Source organism: Actinoplanes sp. TBRC 11911 (genome assembly GCF_012933445.1).
Classification (GTDB): Bacteria; Actinomycetota; Actinomycetes; order Mycobacteriales; family Micromonosporaceae; genus Actinoplanes.
In genome coordinates this window covers 1-1148 of the sequence record NZ_JABBNC010000079.1, presented here as the reverse complement: position 1 = coordinate 1148, position 1148 = coordinate 1, and the positions used below count along the sequence as shown (strand labels likewise).

Annotated in this window: 1 protein-coding gene; it reads left to right on the top strand. The window is 64.5% G+C overall.

Translation table 11 applies throughout. The features are described from left to right. Nucleotides 1-47 precede the first annotated feature (47 nt). Entirely contained in the window at nt 48-1148 is a 1101-nt protein-coding gene (locus HH310_RS42980) for an IS630 family transposase (protein WP_169181548.1), read from the top strand.

The following is a 1148-nucleotide window of genomic DNA, read 5'->3' as shown; positions in this document are numbered from 1 at the left end:
CTAGTGTGCCGCGCCGTAAGTTCGGTGAATTAACGTAGTCTTGGAGCATGGCGGGTCGTGGACGTCCGAAGGTGCCGTTGGTGCTCTCGGATGAGGAACGGGAAACGTTGGTGCGGTGGTCGCGGCGGGCGAAGTCGTCGCAGGCTTTGGCGGTGCGGTGCCGGATCGTGCTGGGTTGTGCTGAAGACGGCGGGTTGCGCTCCAATCAGGACGTGGCGGCGCAGTTGGGGATCTGGCCGCAGACGGTGACCAAGTGGCGTAAGCGGTTCCTCGAGAGGCGGCTGGATGGTTTGGCCGACGAGCAACGGCCCGGAGCGCCGCGCAAGATCACCGATGAGCAGGTCGAGGACGTGATCGTCAAAACCCTGGAAGCGGCACCGGCGAACGCGACGCACTGGTCGCGGGCGTCGATGGCCGAGCAGTCGGGGTTGTCGAAGTCGACGGTCGGGCGGGTGTGGAAGGCGTTTCGGCTCAAGCCGCACCTGGTCGACACGTTCAAGCTGTCCAATGATCCGCAGTTCATCGACAAGGTCCGCGACGTGGTCGGGCTGTATCTGGACCCGCCGGAGAAAGCCTTGGTACTCGCGGTCGATGAGAAGTCGCAGATCCAAGCGTTGGACCGCTCGGCACCGGTACTACCGATGATGCCCGGCATGCCCGAGCGGCGCACCCACGACTACCTGCGCCACGGCATCACCACCCTGTTCGCCGCCCTGGACGTGGCCACCGGCACCGTGATCGGCTCGATCCACCGCCGGCACCGCGCCGTCGAGTTCAAGAAATTCCTCGCCCGCCTCGACCGGGAAGTACCCGCCGACCTGGACGTCCACCTGATCTGCGACAACTACGGCACCCACAAACACCCCGACACTCAGCGCTGGCTCGCCGCGCATCCCCGTTTCCACATGCACTTCACCCCGACCTACTCCTCATGGCTCAACCAGGTCGAACGCTGGTTCGGGCTACTCACCGACCAACGCCTGCGCCGCGGTGTCCACCGCTCGATCCCCGCGCTGGAGAAAGACATCCGCACCTGGATCGAGCAATGGAACACCGACCCGAAACCCTTCACCTGGACCAAAACCGCCGACGAAATCCTCGAACGCCTCGCCTCATATCTTCAACGGATTCCCGGCGCAGGACACTAG

Coding starts and splice junctions, on each gene's coding strand:
- HH310_RS42980 (WP_169181548.1), top strand. CDS start 48: ATGGCGGGTCGTGGACGTCCGAAGGTGCCGTTGGTGCTCTCGGATGAG.